Consider the following 22113-nt stretch of genomic DNA (forward strand, 5'->3'; position numbering starts at 1 on the left):
TCATTTTTAATTACAGCTCAACTTCAACAAGCCAATTAATTAGCATAGAATATTATTTGGTCAAGTACAGATAACCCGCTTCCTGATGAGGAGTAGATTGATGGTCTTTATATTTTATGATATAATAATATGTTCCCTCTGGTAATCCTTTTGATTCTTTAATGGTAACACGTCCTTCTGAAATTCCTCTAAAGGCAACATCGGTATTATTGTAATGATCTCTTTCAAAAACCAATACACCCCAACGATTATAAATTTGAACTGTATTGTCAGGATAACATTCTATTCCTTGTATATAGAATCTTTCGTTCATACTATCACCATTTATTGAAACGGCATTAAAAATTTTGATTACACAACCACTTAATAATAAAACTGTTGGATTGTCACCTAGATTATTTATATTATCGGACTTATCCTCAACTTTAATTCCACTTAGAGCACTACCCATTACACTAGCCTGATTACTAATACTTCCATTATTAATATCATTTTGCGTGATTCTATATTGAGCACTAAAAGAAACTTCATCCGTATCATTTACATTCAAATCTATTGGACCTCCTGACATAATAATACCAGCTAATGGATCCGAAACAGTAATATTGTACAAAGGAACATTTCCAGTATTAGTAACCTTGAAGTTATAAGTTATTGTTTCTCCAGCATCTGCATTCCCATTACTATTTTCATCATTAAATACCGCTGTCTTAATTATGGCAATTGATGGAACTTCAACAATCGCCGGGGCACTTACTACTACCGTAGAGCTAATAGTACTACAATTCAATGGGTTGTTTACTTCACAAATCGTATAGCTTACTGAATAGTTTCCAGATGGGGTGTTGGCCGCAACTGTTACTGTTCCATCTGAATTTACTACTAGTCCTGATCCTACTGGAACCGTACTTGATGTGATTTGTACATTCCCTGCTGCAGTACCTACTACTACTGGGCTTCCATTTAAGGTATCGTTGCCCGTTAATGCCGTGGTGGTGCCACCTGGTAATCCATTAACCGAAGGGGTCGTTTCTGTTACCGCAACAATCGCCGGGGCACTTACTACTACCGTAGAGCTAATAGTACTACAATTCAATGGGTTGTTTACTTCACAAATCGTATAGCTTACTGAATAGTTTCCAGATGGGGTGTTGGCCGCAACTGTTACTGTTCCATCTGCATTTACTACTAGTCCTGATCCTACTGGAACCGTACTTGATGTGATTTGTACATTCCCTGCTGCAGTACCTACTATTACTGGGCTTCCATTTAAGGTATCGTTGTTCGTTAATGCCGTGGTGGTGCCACCTGGTAATCCATTAACCGAAGGGGTCGTGTCTGTTACCGCAACAATCGCCGGGGCACTTACTACTACCGTAGAGCTAATAGTACTACAATTCAATGGGTTGTTTACTTCACAAATCGTATAGCTTACTGAATAGTTTCCAGATGGGGTGTTGGCCGCAACTGTTACTGTTCCATCTGCATTTACTACTAGTCCTGATCCTACTGGAACCGTACTTGATGTGATTTGTACATTCCCTGCTGCAGTACCTACTATTACTGGGCTTCCATTTAAGGTGTCGTTGCCCGTTAATGCCGTGGTGGTGCCACCTGGTAATCCATTAACCGAAGGGGTCGTTTCTGTTACCGCAACAATCGCCGGGGCACTTACTACTACCGTAGAGCTAATAGTACTACAATTCAATGGGTTGTTTACTTCACAAATCGTATAGCTTACTGAATAGTTTCCAGATGGAGTGTTGGCCGCAACTGTTACTGTTCCATCTGCATTTACTACTAGTCCTGATCCTACTGGAACCGTACTTGATGTGATTTGTACATTCCCTGCTGCAGTACCTACTATTACTGGGCTTCCATTTAAGGTGTCGTTGCCCGTTAATGCCGTGGTGGTGCCACCTGGTAATCCATTAACCGAAGGGGTCGTTTCTGTTACCGCAACAATCGCCGGGGCACTTACTACTACCGTAGAGCTAATAGTACTACAATTCAATGGGTTGTTTACTTCACAAATCGTATAGCTTACTGAATAGTTTCCAGATGGGGTGTTGGCCGCAACTGTTACTGTTCCATCTGAATTTACTACTAGTCCTGATCCTACTGGAACCGTACTTGATGTGATTTGTACATTCCCTGCTGCAGTACCTACTATTACTGGGCTTCCATTTAAGGTGTCGTTGTTCGTTAATGCCGTGGTGGTGCCACCTGGTAATCCATTAACCGAAGGGGTCGTGTCTGTTACCGCAACAATCGCCGGGGCACTTACTACTACCGTAGAGCTAATAGTACTACAATTCAATGGGTTGTTTACTTCACAAATCGTATAGCTTACTGAATAGTTTCCAGATGGGGTGTTGGCCGCAACTGTTACTGTTCCATCTGAATTTACTACTAGTCCTGATCCTACTGGAACCGTACTTGATGTGATTTGTACATTCCCTGCTGCAGTACCTACTATTACTGGGCTTCCATTTAAGGTATCGTTGTTCGTTAATGCCGTGGTGGTGCCACCTGGTAATCCATTAACCGAAGGGGTCGTGTCTGTTACCGCAACAATCGCCGGGGCACTTACTACTACCGTAGAGCTAATAGTACTACAATTCAATGGGTTGTTTACTTCACAAATCGTATAGCTTACTGAATAGTTTCCAGATGGGGTGTTGGCCGCAACTGTTACTGTTCCATCTGCATTTACTACTAGTCCTGATCCTACTGGAACCGTACTTGATGTGATTTGTACATTCCCTGCTGCAGTACCTACTACTACTGGGCTTCCATTTAAGGTGTCGTTGCCCGTTAATGCCGTGGTGGTGCCACCTGGTAATCCATTAACCGAAGGGGTCGTTTCTGTTACCGCAACAATCGCCGGGGCACTTACTACTACCGTAGAGCTAATAGTACTACAATTCAATGGGTTGTTTACTTCACAAATCGTATAGCTTACTGAATAGTTTCCAGATGGAGTGTTAGCCGCAACTGTTACTGTTCCATCTGCATTTACTACTAGTCCTGATCCTACTGGAACCGTACTTGATGTGATTTGTACATTCCCTGCTGCAGTACCTACTATTACTGGGCTTCCATTTAAGGTGTCGTTGCCCGTTAATGCCGTGGTGGTGCCACCTGGTAATCCATTAACCGAAGGGGTCGTTTCTGTTACCGCAACAATCGCCGGGGCACTTACTACTACCGTAGAGCTAATTGTACTACAATTCAATGGGTTGTTTACTTCACAAATCGTATAGCTTACTGAATAGTTTCCAGATGGGGTGTTGGCCGCAACTGTTACTGTTCCATCTGAATTTACTACTAGTCCTGATCCTACTGGAACCGTACTTGATGTAATTTGTACATTCCCTGCTGCAGTACCTACTACTACTGGGCTTCCATTTAAGGTGTCGTTGCCCGTTAATGCCGTGGTGGTGCCACCTGGTAATCCATTAACCGAAGGGGTCGTTTCTGTTACCGCAACAATCGCCGGGGCACTTACTACTACCGTAGAGCTAATAGTACTACAATTCAATGGGTTGTTTACTTCACAAATCGTATAGCTTACTGAATAGTTTCCAGATGGGGTGTTGGCCGCAACTGTTACTGTTCCATCTGCATTTACTACTAGTCCTGATCCTACTGGAACCGTACTTGATGTGATTTGTACATTCCCTGCTGCAGTACCTACTACTACTGGGCTTCCATTTAAGGTGTCGTTGCCCGTTAATGCCGTGGTGGTGCCACCTGGTAATCCATTAACCGAAGGGGTCGTTTCTGTTACCGCAACAATCGCCGGGGCACTTACTACTACCGTAGAGCTAATAGTACTACAATTCAATGGGTTGTTTACTTCACAAATCGTATAGCTTACTGAATAGTTTCCAGATGGGGTGTTGGCCGCAACTGTTACTGTTCCATCTGCATTTACTACTAGTCCTGATCCTACTGGAACCGTACTTGATGTGATTTGTACATTCCCTGCTGCAGTACCTACTATTACTGGGCTTCCATTTAAGGTATCGTTGTTCGTTAATGCCGTGGTGGTGCCACCTGGTAATCCATTAACCGAAGGGGTCGTTTCTGTTACCGCAACAATCGCCGGGGCACTTACTACTACCGTAGAGCTAATAGTACTACAATTCAATGGGTTGTTTACTTCACAAATCGTATAGCTTACTGAATAGTTTCCAGATGGGGTGTTGGCCGCAACTGTTACTGTTCCATCTGAATTTACTACTAGTCCTGATCCTACTGGAACCGTACTTGATGTGATTTGTACATTCCCTGCTGCAGTACCTACTACTACTGGGCTTCCATTTAAGGTGTCGTTGCCCGTTAATGCCGTGGTGGTGCCACCTGGTAATCCATTAACCGAAGGGGTCGTTTCTGTTACCGCAACAATCGCCGGGGCACTTACTACTACCGTAGAGCTAATAGTACTACAATTCAATGGGTTGTTTACTTCACAAATCGTATAGCTTACTGAATAGTTTCCAGATGGGGTGTTGGCCGCAACTGTTACTGTTCCATCTGAATTTACTACTAGTCCTGATCCTACTGGAACCGTACTTGATGTGATTTGTACATTCCCTGCTGCAGTACCTACTATTACTGGGCTTCCATTTAAGGTATCGTTGTTCGTTAATGCCGTGGTGGTGCCACCTGGTAATCCATTAACCGAAGGGGTCGTGTCTGTTACCGCAACAATCGCCGGGGCACTTACTACTACCGTAGAGCTAATAGTACTACAATTCAATGGGTTGTTTACTTCACAAATCGTATAGCTTACTGAATAGTTTCCAGATGGGGTGTTGGCCGCAACTGTTACTGTTCCATCTGCATTTACTACTAGTCCTGATCCTACTGGAACCGTACTTGATGTGATTTGTACATTCCCTGCTGCAGTACCTACTACTACTGGGCTTCCATTTAAGGTGTCGTTGCCCGTTAATGCCGTGGTGGTGCCACCTGGTAATCCATTAACCGAAGGGGTCGTTTCTGTTACCGCAACAATCGCCGGGGCACTTACTACTACCGTAGAGCTAATAGTACTACAATTCAATGGGTTGTTTACTTCACAAATCGTATAGCTTACTGAATAGTTTCCAGATGGAGTGTTGGCCGCAACTGTTACTGTTCCATCTGCATTTACTACTAGTCCTGATCCTACTGGAACCGTACTTGATGTGATTTGTACATTCCCTGCTGCAGTACCTACTATTACTGGGCTTCCATTTAAGGTGTCGTTGCCCGTTAATGCCGTGGTGGTGCCACCTGGTAATCCATTAACCGAAGGGGTCGTTTCTGTTACCGCAACAATCGCCGGGGCACTTACTACTACCGTAGAGCTAATTGTACTACAATTCAATGGGTTGTTTACTTCACAAATCGTATAGCTTACTGAATAGTTTCCAGATGGGGTGTTGGCCGCAACTGTTACTGTTCCATCTGAATTTACTACTAGTCCTGATCCTACTGGAACCGTACTTGATGTAATTTGTACATTCCCTGCTGCAGTACCTACTACTACTGGGCTTCCATTTAAGGTGTCGTTGCCCGTTAATGCCGTGGTGGTGCCACCTGGTAATCCATTAACCGAAGGGGTCGTTTCTGTTACCGCAACAATCGCCGGGGCACTTACTACTACCGTAGAGCTAATAGTACTACAATTCAATGGGTTGTTTACTTCACAAATCGTATAGCTTACTGAATAGTTTCCAGATGGGGTGTTGGCCGCAACTGTTACTGTTCCATCTGCATTTACTACTAGTCCTGATCCTACTGGAACCGTACTTGATGTGATTTGTACATTCCCTGCTGCAGTACCTACTACTACTGGGCTTCCATTTAAGGTGTCGTTGCCCGTTAATGCCGTGGTGGTGCCACCTGGTAATCCATTAACCGAAGGGGTCGTTTCTGTTACCGCAACAATCGCCGGGGCACTTACTACTACCGTAGAGCTAATAGTACTACAATTCAATGGGTTGTTTACTTCACAAATCGTATAGCTTACTGAATAGTTTCCAGATGGGGTGTTGGCCGCAACTGTTACTGTTCCATCTGCATTTACTACTAGTCCTGATCCTACTGGAACCGTACTTGATGTGATTTGTACATTCCCTGCTGCAGTACCTACTATTACTGGGCTTCCATTTAAGGTATCGTTGTTCGTTAATGCCGTGGTGGTGCCACCTGGTAATCCATTAACCGAAGGGGTCGTTTCTGTTACCGCAACAATCGCCGGGGCACTTACTACTACCGTAGAGCTAATAGTACTACAATTCAATGGGTTGTTTACTTCACAAATCGTATAGCTTACTGAATAGTTTCCAGATGGGGTGTTGGCCGCAACTGTTACTGTTCCATCTGAATTTACTACTAGTCCTGATCCTACTGGAACCGTACTTGATGTGATTTGTACATTCCCTGCTGCAGTACCTACTACTACTGGGCTTCCATTTAAGGTGTCGTTGCCCGTTAATGCCGTGGTGGTGCCACCTGGTAATCCATTAACCGAAGGGGTCGTTTCTGTTACCGCAACAATCGCCGGGGCACTTACTACTACCGTAGAGCTAATAGTACTACAATTCAATGGGTTGTTTACTTCACAAATCGTATAGCTTACTGAATAGTTTCCAGATGGGGTGTTGGCCGCAACTGTTACTGTTCCATCTGCATTTACTACTAGTCCTGATCCTACTGGAACCGTACTTGATGTGATTTGTACATTCCCTGCTGCAGTACCTACTACTATTGGGCTTCCATTTAAGGTGTCGTTGCCCGTTAATGCCGTGGTGGTGCCACCTGGTAATCCATTAACCGAAGGGGTCGTTTCTGTTACCGCAACAATCGCCGGGGCACTTACTACTACCGTAGAGCTAATAGTACTACAATTCAATGGGTTGTTTACTTCACAAATCGTATAGCTTACTGAATAGTTTCCAGATGGGGTGTTGGCCGCAACTGTTACTGTTCCATCTGAATTTACTACTAGTCCTGATCCTACTGGAACCGTACTTGATGTGATTTGTACATTCCCTGCTGCAGTACCTACTATTACTGGGCTTCCATTTAAGGTGTCGTTGTTCGTTAATGCCGTGGTGGTGCCACCTGGTAATCCATTAACCGAAGGGGTCGTTTCTGTTACCGCAACAATCGCCGGGGCACTTACTACTACCGTAGAGCTAATAGTACTACAATTCAATGGGTTGTTTACTTCACAAATCGTATAGCTTACTGAATAGTTTCCAGATGGGGTGTTGGCCGCAACTGTTACTGTTCCATCTGAATTTACTACTAGTCCTGATCCTACTGGAACCGTACTTGATGTGATTTGTACATTCCCTGCTGCAGTACCTACTATTACTGGGCTTCCATTTAAGGTATCGTTGTTCGTTAATGCCGTGGTGGTGCCACCTGGTAATCCATTAACCGAAGGGGTCGTGTCTGTTACCGCAACAATCGCCGGGGCACTTACTACTACCGTAGAGCTAATAGTACTACAATTCAATGGGTTGTTTACTTCACAAATCGTATAGCTTACTGAATAGTTTCCAGATGGGGTGTTGGCCGCAACTGTTACTGTTCCATCTGCATTTACTACTAGTCCTGATCCTACTGGAACCGTACTTGATGTGATTTGTACATTCCCTGCTGCAGTACCTACTACTACTGGGCTTCCATTTAAGGTGTCGTTGTTCGTTAATGCCGTGGTGGTGCCACCTGGTAATCCATTAACCGAAGGGGTCGTTTCTGTTACCGCAACAATCGCCGGGGCACTTACTACTACCGTAGAGCTAATAGTACTACAATTCAATGGGTTGTTTACTTCACAAATCGTATAGCTTACTGAATAGTTTCCAGATGGGGTGTTGGCCGCAACTGTTACTGTTCCATCTGAATTTACTACTAGTCCTGATCCTACTGGAACCGTACTTGATGTGATTTGTACATTCCCTGCTGCAGTACCTACTACTACTGGGCTTCCATTTAAGGTGTCGTTGCCCGTTAATGCCGTGGTGGTGCCACCTGGTAATCCATTAACCGAAGGGGTCGTTTCTGTTACCGCAACAATCGCCGGGGCACTTACTACTACCGTAGAGCTAATAGTACTACAATTCAATGGGTTGTTTACTTCACAAATCGTATAGCTTACTGAATAGTTTCCAGATGGGGTGTTGGCCGCAACTGTTACTGTTCCATCTGCATTTACTACTAGTCCTGATCCTACTGGAACCGTACTTGATGTGATTTGTACATTCCCTGCTGCAGTACCTACTACTATTGGGCTTCCATTTAAGGTGTCGTTGCCCGTTAATGCCGTGGTGGTGCCACCTGGTAATCCATTAACCGAAGGGGTCGTTTCTGTTACCGCAACAATCGCCGGGGCACTTACTACTACCGTAGAGCTAATAGTACTACAATTCAATGGGTTGTTTACTTCACAAATCGTATAGCTTACTGAATAGTTTCCAGATGGGGTGTTGGCCGCAACTGTTACTGTTCCATCTGCATTTACTACTAGTCCTGATCCTACTGGAACCGTACTTGATGTGATTTGTACATTCCCTGCTGCAGTACCTACTATTACTGGGCTTCCATTTAAGGTATCGTTGTTCGTTAATGCCGTGGTGGTGCCACCTGGTAATCCATTAACCGAAGGGGTCGTTTCTGTTACCGCAACAATCGCCGGGGCACTTACTACTACCGTAGAGCTAATAGTACTACAATTCAATGGGTTGTTTACTTCACAAATCGTATAGCTTACTGAATAGTTTCCAGATGGGGTGTTGGCCGCAACTGTTACTGTTCCATCTGAATTTACTACTAGTCCTGATCCTACTGGAACCGTACTTGATGTGATTTGTACATTCCCTGCTGCAGTACCTACTACTACTGGGCTTCCATTTAAGGTGTCGTTGCCCGTTAATGCCGTGGTGGTGCCACCTGGTAATCCATTAACCGAAGGGGTCGTTTCTGTTACCGCAACAATCGCCGGGGCACTTACTACTACCGTAGAGCTAATAGTACTACAATTCAATGGGTTGTTTACTTCACAAATCGTATAGCTTACTGAATAGTTTCCAGATGGGGTGTTGGCCGCAACTGTTACTGTTCCATCTGCATTTACTACTAGTCCTGATCCTACTGGAACCGTACTTGATGTGATTTGTACATTCCCTGCTGCAGTACCTACTACTATTGGGCTTCCATTTAAGGTGTCGTTGCCCGTTAATGCCGTGGTGGTGCCACCTGGTAATCCATTAACCGAAGGGGTCGTTTCTGTTACCGCAACAATCGCCGGGGCACTTACTACTACCGTAGAGCTAATTGTACTACAATTCAATGGGTTGTTTACTTCACAAATCGTATAGCTTACTGAATAGTTTCCAGATGGGGTGTTGGCCGCAACTGTTACTGTTCCATCTGAATTTACTACTAGTCCTGATCCTACTGGAACCGTACTTGATGTGATTTGTACATTCCCTGCTGCAGTACCTACTATTACTGGGCTTCCATTTAAGGTATCGTTGTTCGTTAATGCCGTGGTGGTGCCACCTGGTAATCCATTAACCGAAGGGGTCGTGTCTGTTACCGCAACAATCGCCGGGGCACTTACTACTACCGTAGAGCTAATAGTACTACAATTCAATGGGTTGTTTACTTCACAAATCGTATAGCTTACTGAATAGTTTCCAGATGGGGTGTTGGCCGCAACTGTTACTGTTCCATCTGCATTTACTACTAGTCCTGATCCTACTGGAACCGTACTTGATGTGATTTGTACATTCCCTGCTGCAGTACCTACTACTACTGGGCTTCCATTTAAGGTGTCGTTGCCCGTTAATGCCGTGGTGGTGCCACCTGGTAATCCATTAACCGAAGGGGTCGTTTCTGTTACCGCAACAATCGCCGGGGCACTTACTACTACCGTAGAGCTAATAGTACTACAATTCAATGGGTTGTTTACTTCACAAATCGTATAGCTTACTGAATAGTTTCCAGATGGGGTGTTGGCCGCAACTGTTACTGTTCCATCTGAATTTACTACTAGTCCTGATCCTACTGGAACCGTACTTGATGTGATTTGTACATTCCCTGCTGCAGTACCTACTATTACTGGGCTTCCATTTAAGGTGTCGTTGCCCGTTAATGCCGTGGTGGTGCCACCTGGTAATCCATTAACCGAAGGGGTCGTTTCTGTTACCGCAACAATCGCCGGGGCACTTACTACTACCGTAGAGCTAATAGTACTACAATTCAATGGGTTGTTTACTTCACAAATCGTATAGCTTACTGAATAGTTTCCAGATGGGGTGTTGGCCGCAACTGTTACTGTTCCATCTGCATTTACTACTAGTCCTGATCCTACTGGAACCGTACTTGATGTGATTTGTACATTCCCTGCTGCAGTACCTACTACTACTGGGCTTCCATTTAAGGTGTCGTTGCCCGTTAATGCCGTGGTGGTGCCACCTGGTAATCCATTAACCGAAGGGGTCGTTTCTGTTACCGCAACAATCGCCGGGGCACTTACTACTACCGTAGAGCTAATAGTACTACAATTCAATGGGTTGTTTACTTCACAAATCGTATAGCTTACTGAATAGTTTCCAGATGGGGTGTTGGCCGCAACTGTTACTGTTCCATCTGCATTTACTACTAGTCCTGATCCTACTGGAACCGTACTTGATGTGATTTGTACATTCCCTGCTGCAGTACCTACTATTACTGGGCTTCCATTTAAGGTATCGTTGTTCGTTAATGCCGTGGTGGTGCCACCTGGTAATCCATTAACCGAAGGGGTCGTTTCTGTTACCGCAACAATCGCCGGGGCACTTACTACTACCGTAGAGCTAATAGTACTACAATTCAATGGGTTGTTTACTTCACAAATCGTATAGCTTACTGAATAGTTTCCAGATGGGGTGTTGGCCGCAACTGTTACTGTTCCATCTGAATTTACTACTAGTCCTGATCCTACTGGAACCGTACTTGATGTGATTTGTACATTCCCTGCTGCAGTACCTACTATTACTGGGCTTCCATTTAAGGTGTCGTTGTTCGTTAATGCCGTGGTGGTGCCACCTGGTAATCCATTAACCGAAGGGGTCGTGTCTGTTACCGCAACAATCGCCGGGGCACTTACTACTACCGTAGAGCTAATAGTACTACAATTCAATGGGTTGTTTACTTCACAAATCGTATAGCTTACTGAATAGTTTCCAGATGGGGTGTTGGCCGCAACTGTTACTGTTCCATCTGCATTTACTACTAGTCCTGATCCTACTGGAACCGTACTTGATGTGATTTGTACATTCCCTGCTGCAGTACCTACTATTACTGGGCTTCCATTTAAGGTGTCGTTGCCCGTTAATGCCGTGGTGGTGCCACCTGGTAATCCATTAACCGAAGGGGTCGTGTCTGTTACCGCAACAATCGCCGGGGCACTTACTACTACCGTAGAGCTAATAGTACTACAATTCAATGGGTTGTTTACTTCACAAATCGTATAGCTTACTGAATAGTTTCCAGATGGGGTGTTGGCCGCAACTGTTACTGTTCCATCTGCATTTACTACTAGTCCTGATCCTACTGGAACCGTACTTGATGTGATTTGTACATTCCCTGCTGCAGTACCTACTACTACTGGGCTTCCATTTAAGGTGTCGTTGTTCGTTAATGCCGTGGTGGTGCCACCTGGTAATCCATTAACCGAAGGGGTCGTTTCTGTTACCGCAACAATCGCCGGGGCACTTACTACTACCGTAGAGCTAATAGTACTACAATTCAATGGGTTGTTTACTTCACAAATCGTATAGCTTACTGAATAGTTTCCAGATGGAGTGTTGGCCGCAACTGTTACTGTTCCATCTGCATTTACTACTAGTCCTGATCCTACTGGAACCGTACTTGATGTGATTTGTACATTCCCTGCTGCAGTACCTACTATTACTGGGCTTCCATTTAAGGTGTCGTTGCCCGTTAATGCCGTGGTGGTGCCACCTGGTAATCCATTAACCGAAGGGGTCGTTTCTGTTACCGCAACAATCGCCGGGGCACTTACTACTACCGTAGAGCTAATAGTACTACAATTCAATGGGTTGTTTACTTCACAAATCGTATAGCTTACTGAATAGTTTCCAGATGGGGTGTTGGCCGCAACTGTTACTGTTCCATCTGCATTTACTACTAGTCCTGATCCTACTGGAACCGTACTTGATGTGATTTGTACATTCCCTGCTGCAGTACCTACTATTACTGGGCTTCCATTTAAGGTGTCGTTGTTCGTTAATGCCGTGGTGGTGCCACCTGGTAATCCATTAACCGAAGGGGTCGTTTCTGTTACCGCAACAATCGCCGGGGCACTTACTACTACCGTAGAGCTAATAGTACTACAATTCAATGGGTTGTTTACTTCACAAATCGTATAGCTTACTGAATAGTTTCCAGATGGGGTGTTGGCCGCAACTGTTACTGTTCCATCTGCATTTACTACTAGTCCTGATCCTACTGGAACCGTACTTGATGTGATTTGTACATTCCCTGCTGCAGTACCTACTACTACTGGGCTTCCATTTAAGGTATCGTTGCCCGTTAATGCCGTGGTGGTGCCACCTGGTAATCCATTAACCGAAGGGGTCGTTTCTGTTACCGCAACAATTATATTTATGGGTGTTGGGGTAACACTAGAGGTATTATTTCCAGGGGTAGGATCTGCTTCATTGGCAGTTATACTCGCACTGTTGGTATACGTTCCTGAGGCATTGACTGTGGCAATGATAGATAAGGTAGCATTAGCGCCATTGGCTAAAGTACCAATCGCCCAGATTCCAGTTCCACTTGTATAGGTTCCGCTAACTGTGCTGGCACTTACAAAAGTATAACCGGAAGGTAAAATATCTGTTACACTTACTCCTGTTGCGTTGCTTGGACCTGCATTGGTTGCTGTTAAAGTAAAAGTAACATTACTGCCAACATTAGGCGTAGCGCTACTTGCGGTTTTGGTTATACCAACATTAGACTGCGCAACCGGTGTTGGGGTAACACTAGAGGTATTATTTCCAGGGGTAGGATCTGCTTCATTGGCAGTTATACTCGCACTGTTGGTATACGTTCCTGAGGCATTGACTGTGGCAATGATAGATAAGGTAGCATTCGCTCCATTGGCTAAAGCACCAATCGCCCAGATTCCAGTTCCATTTGTATAGGTTCCTGCAGCTGTGCTGGAACTTACAAAAGTATAACCGGAAGGTAAAATATCTGTTACACTTACTCCTGTTGCGTTGCTTGGACCTGCATTGGTTGCTGTTAAAGTAAAAGTAACATTACTGCCAACATTAGGCGTAGCGCTACTTGCGGTTTTGGTTATACCAACATTAGACTGAGCAACCGGTGTTGGGGTAACACTAGAGGTATTATTTCCAGGGGTAGGATCTGCTTCATTGGCAGTTATACTCGCACTGTTGGTATACGTTCCTGAGGCATTGACTGTGGCAATGATAGATAATGTAGCATTCGCTCCATTGGCTAAAGCACCAATCGCCCAGATTCCAGTTCCACTTGTATAGGTTCCGCTAACTGTGCTGGCACTTACAAAAGTATAGCCGGAAGGTAAAATATCTGTTACACTTACTCCTGTTGCAGCACTTGGGCCTGCATTAGTTGCTGTTAAGGTAAAAGTAACATTACTGCCAACATTAGGCGTAGCGCTACTTGCGGTTTTGGTTATACCAACATTAGACTGCGCAACCGGGGTTGGGGTAACACTAGAGGTATTATTTCCAGGGGTAGGATCTGCTTCATTGGCAGTTATACTCGCACTGTTGGTATACGTTCCTGAGGCATTGACTGTGGCAATGATAGATAATGTAGCATTCGCTCCATTGGCTAAAGCACCAATCGCCCAGATTCCAGTTCCACTTGTATAGGTTCCGCTAACTGTGCTGGCACTTACAAAAGTATAACCGGAAGGTAAAATATCTGTTACACTTACTCCTGTTGCGTTGCTTGGACCTGCATTGGTTGCTGTTAAAGTAAAAGTAACATTACTGCCAACATTAGGCGTAGCGCTACTTGCGGTTTTGGTTATACCAACATTAGACTGAGCAACCGGTGTTGGGGTAACACTAGAGGTATTATTTCCAGGGGTAGGATCTGCTTCATTGGCAGTTATACTCGCACTGTTGGTATACGTTCCTGAGGCATTGACTGTGGCAATGATAGATAAGGTAGCATTAGCTCCATTGGCTAAAGCACCAATCGCCCAGATTCCAGTTCCACTTGTATAGGTTCCGCTAACTGTGCTGGCACTTACAAAAGTATAACCGGAAGGTAAAATATCTGTTACACTTACTCCTGTTGCGTTGCTTGGACCTGCATTGGTTGCTGTTAAAGTAAAAGTAACATTACTGCCAACATTAGGCGTAGCGCTACTTGCGGTTTTGGTTATACCAACATTAGACTGAGCAACCGGTGTTGGGGTAACACTAGAGGTATTATTTCCAGGGGTAGGATCTGCTTCATTGGCAGTTATACTCGCACTGTTGGTATACGTTCCTGAGGCATTGACTGTGGCAATGATAGATAAGGTAGCATTAGCTCCATTGGCTAAAGCACCAATCGCCCAGATTCCAGTTCCATTTGTATAGGTTCCGCTAACTGTGCTGGCACTTACAAAAGTATAACCGGAAGGTAAAATATCTGTTACACTTACTCCTGTTGCGTTGCTTGGACCTGCATTGGTTGCTGTTAAAGTAAAAGTAACATTACTGCCAACATTAGGCGTAGCGCTACTTGCGGTTTTGGTTATACCAACATTAGACTGAGCAACCGGTGTTGGGGTAACACTAGAGGTATTATTTCCAGGGGTAGGATCTGCTTCATTGGCAGCGATACTCGCACTGTTGGTATACGTTCCAGAGGCATTGACTGTGGCAATGATAGATAAGGTAGCATTCGCTCCATTGGCTAAAGCACCAATCGCCCAGATTCCAGTTCCACTTGTATAGGTTCCGCTAACTGTGCTGGCACTTACAAAAGTATAACCGGAAGGTAAAATATCTGTTACACTTACTCCTGTTGCGTTGCTTGGACCTGCATTGGTTGCTGTTAAAGTAAAAGTAACATTACTGCCAACATTAGGCGTAGCGCTACTTGCGGTTTTGGTTATACCAACATTAGACTGCGCAACCGGTGTTGGGGTAACACTAGAGGTATTATTTCCAGGGGTAGGATCTGCTTCATTGGCAGTTATACTCGCACTGTTGGTATACGTTCCTGAGGCATTGACTGTGGCAATGATAGATAAGGTAGCATTAGCGCCATTGGCTAAAGTACCAATCGCCCAGATTCCAGTTCCACTTGTATAGGTTCCGCTAACTGTGCTGGCACTTACAAAAGTATAACCGGAAGGTAAAATATCTGTTACACTTACTCCTGTTGCGTTGCTTGGACCTGCATTGGTTGCTGTTAAAGTAAAAGTAACATTACTGCCAACATTAGGCGTAGCGCTACTTGCGGTTTTGGTTATACCAACATTAGACTGCGCAACCGGTGTTGGGGTAACACTAGAGGTATTATTTCCAGGGGTAGGATCTGCTTCATTGGCAGTTATACTCGCACTGTTGGTATACGTTCCTGAGGCATTGACTGTGGCAATGATAGATAAGGTAGCATTCGCTCCATTGGCTAAAGCACCAATCGCCCAGATTCCAGTTCCATTTGTATAGGTTCCTGCAGCTGTGCTGGAACTTACAAAAGTATAACCGGAAGGTAAAATATCTGTTACACTTACTCCTGTTGCGTTGCTTGGACCTGCATTGGTTGCTGTTAAAGTAAAAGTAACATTACTGCCAACATTAGGCGTAGCGCTACTTGCGGTTTTGGTTATACCAACATTAGACTGAGCAACCGGTGTTGGGGTAACACTAGAGGTATTATTTCCAGGGGTAGGATCTGCTTCATTGGCAGTTATACTCGCACTGTTGGTATACGTTCCTGAGGCATTGACTGTGGCAATGATAGATAAGGTAGCATTCGCTCCATTGGCTAAAGCACCAATCGCCCAGATTCCAGTTCCACTTGTATAGGTTCCGCTAACTGTGCTGGCACTTACAAAAGTATAACCGGAAGGTAAAATATCTGTTACACTTACTCCTGTTGCGTTGCTTGGACCTGCATTGGTTGCTGTTAAAGTAAAAGTAACATTACTGCCAACATTAGGCGTAGCGCTACTTGCGGTTTTGGTTATACCAACATTAGACTGCGCAACCGGTGTTGGGGTAACACTAGAGGTATTATTTCCAGGGGTAGGATCTGCTTCATTGGCAGTTATACTCGCACTGTTGGTATACGTTCCTGAGGCATTGACTGTGGCAATGATAGATAAGGTAGCATTAGCTCCATTGGCTAAAGCACCAATCGCCCAGATTCCAGTTCCACTTGTATAGGTTCCGCTAACTGTGCTGGCACTTACAAAAGTATAACCGGAAGGTAAAATATCTGTTACACTTACTCCTGTTGCGTTGCTTGGACCTGCATTGGTTGCTGTTAAAGTAAAAGTAACATTACTGCCAACATTAGGCGTAGCGCTACTTGCGGTTTTGGTTATACCAACATTAGACTGAGCAACCGGTGTTGGGGTAACACTAGAGGTATTATTTCCAGGGGTAGGATCTGCTTCATTGGCAGTTATACTCGCACTGTTGGTATACGTTCCTGAGGCATTGACTGTGGCAATGATAGATAAGGTAGCATTAGCTCCATTGGCTAAAGTACCAATCGCCCAGATTCCAGTTCCACTTGTATAGGTTCCGCTAACTGTGCTGGCACTTACAAAAGTATAACCGGAAGGTAAAATATCTGTTACACTTACTCCTGTTGCGTTGCTTGGACCTGCATTGGTTGCTGTTAAAGTAAAAGTAACATTACTGCCAACATTAGGCGTAGCGCTACTTGCGGTTTTGGTTATACCAACATTAGACTGCGCAACCGGTGTTGGGGTAACACTAGAGGTATTATTTCCAGGGGTAGGATCTGCTTCATTGGCAGTTATACTCGCACTGTTGGTATACGTTCCTGAGGCATTGACTGTGGCAATGATAGATAAGGTAGCATTCGCTCCATTGGCTAAAGCACCAATCGCCCAGATTCCAGTTCCACTTGTATAGGTTCCGCTAACTGTGCTGGCACTTACAAAAGTATAACCGGAAGGTAAAATATCTGTTACACTTACTCCTGTTGCGTTGCTTGGACCTGCATTGGTTGCTGTTAAAGTAAAAGTAACATTACTGCCAACATTAGGCGTAGCGCTACTTGCGGTTTTGGTTATACCAACATTAGACTGCGCAACCGGTGTTGGGGTAACACTAGAGGTATTATTTCCAGGGGTAGGATCTGCTTCATTGGCAGTTATACTCGCACTGTTGGTATACGTTCCTGAGGCATTGACTGTGGCAATGATAGATAAGGTAGCATTCGCTCCATTGGCTAAAGCACCAATCGCCCAGATTCCAGTTCCACTTGTATAGGTTCCGCTAACTGTGCTGGCACTTACAAAAGTATAACCGGAAGGTAAAATATCTGTTACACTTACTCCTGTTGCGTTGCTTGGACCTGCATTGGTTGCTGTTAAAGTAAAAGTAACATTACTGCCAACATTAGGCGTAGCGCTACTTGCGGTTTTGGTTATACCAACATTAGACTGAGCAACCGGTGTTGGGGTAACACTAGAGGTATTATTTCCAGGGGTAGGATCTGCTTCATTGGCAGTTATACTCGCACTGTTGGTATACGTTCCTGAGGCATTGACTGTGGCAATGATAGATAAGGTAGCATTAGCTCCATTGGCTAAAGCACCAATCGCCCAGATTCCAGTTCCACTTGTATAGGTTCCGCTAACTGTGCTGGCACTTACAAAAGTATAACCGGAAGGTAAAATATCTGTTACACTTACTCCTGTTGCGTTGCTTGGACCTGCATTGGTTGCTGTTAAAGTAAAAGTAACATTACTGCCAACATTAGGCGTAGCGCTACTTGCGGTTTTGGTTATACCAACATTAGACTGCGCAACCGGTGTTGGGGTAACACTAGAGGTATTATTTCCAGGGGTAGGATCTGCTTCATTGGCAGTTATACTCGCACTGTTGGTATACGTTCCTGAGGCATTGACTGTGGCAATGATAGATAAGGTAGCATTAGCGCCATTGGCTAAAGTACCAATCGCCCAGATTCCAGTTCCACTTGTATAGGTTCCGCTAACTGTGCTGGCACTTACAAAAGTATAACCGGAAGGTAAAATATCTGTTACACTTACTCCTGTTGCGTTGCTTGGACCTGCATTGGTTGCTGTTAAAGTAAAAGTAACATTACTGCCAACATTAGGCGTAGCGCTACTTGCGGTTTTGGTTATACCAACATTAGACTGCGCAACCGGTGTTGGGGTAACACTAGAGGTATTATTTCCAGGGGTAGGATCTGCTTCATTGGCAGTTATACTCGCACTGTTGGTATACGTTCCTGAGGCATTGACTGTGGCAATGATAGATAAGGTAGCATTCGCTCCATTGGCTAAAGCACCAATCGCCCAGATTCCAGTTCCATTTGTATAGGTTCCTGCAGCTGTGCTGGAACTTACAAAAGTATAACCGGAAGGTAAAATATCTGTTACACTTACTCCTGTTGCGTTGCTTGGACCTGCATTGGTTGCTGTTAAAGTAAAAGTAACATTACTGCCAACATTAGGCGTAGCGCTACTTGCGGTTTTGGTTATACCAACATTAGACTGAGCAACCGGTGTTGGGGTAACACTAGAGGTATTATTTCCAGGGGTAGGATCTGCTTCATTGGCAGTTATACTCGCACTGTTGGTATACGTTCCTGAGGCATTGACTGTGGCAATGATAGATAAGGTAGCATTCGCTCCATTGGCTAAAGCACCAATCGCCCAGATTCCAGTTCCACTTGTATAGGTTCCGCTAACTGTGCTGGCACTTACAAAAGTATAGCCGGAAGGTAAAATATCTGTTACACTTACTCCTGTTGCAGCACTTGGGCCTGCATTAGTTGCTGTTAAGGTAAAAGTAACATTACTGCCAACATTAGGCGTAGCGCTACTTGCGGTTTTGGTTATACCAACATTAGACTGCGCAACCGGGGTTGGGGTAACACTAGAGGTATTATTTCCAGGGGTAGGATCTGCTTCATTGGCAGTTATACTCGCACTGTTGGTATACGTTCCTGAGGCATTGACTGTGGCAATGATAGATAATGTAGCATTCGCTCCATTGGCTAAAGCACCAATCGCCCAGATTCCAGTTCCACTTGTATAGGTTCCGCTAACTGTGCTGGCACTTACAAAAGTATAGCCGGAAGGTAAAATATCTGTTACACTTACTCCTGTTGCGTTGCTTGGACCTGCATTGGTTGCTGTTAAAGTAAAAGTAACATTACTGCCAACATTAGGCGTAGCGCTACTTGCGGTTTTGGTTATACCAACATTAGACTGAGCAACCGGTGTTGGGGTAACACTAGAGGTATTATTTCCAGGGGTAGGATCTGCTTCATTGGCAGTTATACTCGCACTGTTGGTATACGTTCCAGAGGCATTGACTGTGGCAATGATAGATAAGGTAGCATTAGCTCCATTGGCTAAAGTACCAATCGCCCAGATTCCAGTTCCACTTGTATAGGTTCCGCTAACTGTGCTGGCACTTACAAAAGTATAACCGGAAGGTAAAATATCTGTTACACTTACTCCTGTTGCGTTGCTTGGACCTGCATTGGTTGCTGTTAAAGTAAAAGTAACATTACTGCCAACATTAGGCGTAGCGCTACTTGCGGTTTTGGTTATACCAACATTAGACTGCGCAACCGGTGTTGGGGTAACACTAGAGGTATTATTTCCAGGGGTAGGATCTGCTTCATTGGCAGTTATACTCGCACTGTTGGTATACGTTCCTGAGGCATTGACTGTGGCAATGATAGATAAGGTAGCATTCGCTCCATTGGCTAAAGCACCAATCGCCCAGATTCCAGTTCCACTTGTATAGGTTCCGCTAACTGTGCTGGCACTTACAAAAGTATAACCGGAAGGTAAAATATCTGTTACACTTACTCCTGTTGCGTTGCTTGGACCTGCATTGGTTGCTGTTAAAGTAAAAGTAACATTACTGCCAACATTAGGCGTAGCGCTACTTGCGGTTTTGGTTATACCAACATTAGACTGAGCAACCGGTGTTGGGGTAACACTAGAGGTATTATTTCCAGGGGTAGGATCTGCTTCATTGGCAGTTATACTCGCACTGTTGGTATACGTTCCTGAGGCATTGACTGTGGCAATGATAGATAAGGTAGCATTAGCTCCATTGGCTAAAGCACCAATCGCCCAGATTCCAGTTCCACTTGTATAGGTTCCGCTAACTGTGCTGGCACTTACAAAAGTATAGCCGGAAGGTAAAATATCTGTTACACTCACTCCTGTTGCAGCACTTGGGCCTGCATTAGTTGCTGTTAAGGTAAAAGTAACATTACTGCCAACATTAGGCGTAGCGCTACTTGCGGTTTTGGTTATACCAACATTAGACTGCGCAACCGGGGTTGGGGTAACACTAGAGGTATTATTTCCAGTCGCAGTATCTGCAATATCAGGAGAATCAATAGAGGCACTATTTAAATAGGAACCTACAGCATTTACCGTAGCAGTAATTTGTAAAGTTGGAGAAGAGCCTATATTTAATAAACCAATGTCCCAAACTCCTGTAGATGAATTGTAGGTCCCAACACTCGGAGTAGCCGACACAAAAGTATAGCCAGATGGCAACAAATCAGTAACTTTGGTGTTTGGTGCATTCCCGGGACCGGTATTGCCCGCTGTAAGTGTAAAGACAACATTACTTCCCACGTTTGGAGTTGGGTTACTTACAGTTTTAGAAATGGAGAGATCTGCAGAAATGATTCCTTCTATAATATTTAAAAAAACACCCGAATCCAACAATGCATCACCAGAATCAGCAATTACAATTTTAAAAGTATAAGTGCCACCAGGAGTTAAGCCCTTAATAGTTTTTTTTATCAATCTTGTTAAACCATTATGTTCCGTAAAAATCGGAAAAGGACCCGGTTGAGGTGCAGTATTCTGGTTGTATTTACCTCCAGTAATAGTTGTAGTATGACCATTATTTATATACAAAGAAGATTGAGAACCATCGTATGCAGCTACAGGCGTTGCGGGTGAGCCGAATCCAGGAATACCAGCATTCACTTTATTTATTGATGTGGCACTACCATTGGGTAATGTTGCGAAATTCTGAACTCCAGAAATACCTGGACCAGAAACAAAAAAACCAAAAGCATCATCAAAATTAGACCCCACAAAATCTGGATACTCCTCTGAACCAAATTGATAACTAAAAAGTAGCCCTGAAACATTCGGTGCTAAAGTTATTGTAAAAGAATACGATACTAAGTCACGGGTTGCAGTAGGATCAATTATAGATAAGTTGGGATCTGATACTGTAGCAGTTCCAGCTGGGTTAAAACTTTTTTGAATAGCCGTATTTCTATTTGCTAATTCGAAAGGCGCACTCCCTGTAGTAAAATACACACCACTCGCTATATCCAAACCAGCACCACCAACTCCATTCGAAAAGGTGGCAACTTGATTTGCACGTAAAGTTGCAGCAGCTGCACCTCCCGACAATGTTCCACCAACGATAACTATTCCAGGCCCATTTAAAGCAGTATTTATCTGCAAATTTGAAGGATTTGTTACAATAGTAGCTTGAGCATATATTGAAGATGATATATTAAAAAGAAAAAAAACATTTATAAAAAAAGAAAAAGAATTAAAATTTAATAACTTATTCAAAATCAATAGTCCTTTGCTAAATAGAAAATAGAAAATCGATAATAAACTTTTAATTACAGAATTAATGAGTGTAAAATTATTCATACTATAGAAATTTTAATTAAAAATTGGATATCAAATTAAAATACGAGATAAATTATAAATTGGTTTTTATAACGAAGAAAAAATCCGACAAAAAAAAACTAAAAACAACATCATAAACTTACAAATAAAAAGCAAAATCTTGCTAATTT

1 protein-coding gene is annotated in these 22113 nt (G+C 43.9%); it reads right to left on the reverse strand.

Features of this window, described 5'->3' with window-relative positions; all coding sequences use genetic code 11:
* Positions 1–52 precede the first annotated feature (52 nt).
* Positions 53–21964, reverse strand: a complete 21912-nt coding sequence (locus WN975_RS09300) for a gliding motility-associated C-terminal domain-containing protein (protein WP_337966295.1) — start codon at positions 21962–21964, stop codon at positions 53–55.
* Positions 21965–22113: the final 149 nt, after the last annotated feature.

The organism is uncultured Flavobacterium sp. (assembly GCF_951805225.1).
Lineage (GTDB): Bacteria > Bacteroidota > Bacteroidia > Flavobacteriales > Flavobacteriaceae > Flavobacterium.